Here is a 243-nt window from a genome sequence, read left to right as displayed (position 1 = left end):
CTCTTTCAATATGAAAGAGACTTTCTTTTATTTCAATTATTGATTCTTTGTAGCTGAATTATCTGCTAAAGTAGCTGTTTTCGTCATTTTTTGACCGTTACGATAGAATGTAACTTCTACTTTCTCGCCTACTTTTTTCTTTTCATATAAATATTTACGGAATTGAAGTGAATTTTCTACTTTTTGATCATCTAATGATACTACAATATCATATTGCTCTAAACCAGCTTTTTCTGCAGGTGA

General features: G+C 29.6%; 1 protein-coding gene. It reads right to left on the bottom strand.

What is annotated here, in order from left to right:
• Positions 1-36: 36 nt before the first annotated feature.
• On the bottom strand, positions 37-243 hold a 207-nt coding region (locus SB775_RS32965), incomplete at its 5' end, for a PDZ domain-containing protein (protein ID WP_410865500.1).

It is taken from the genome of Peribacillus sp. SIMBA_075 (genome assembly GCF_046534585.1).
The sequence above is the reverse complement of the archived record's forward strand: the minus strand, read 5'-3'. Positions and strand labels throughout refer to the sequence as shown.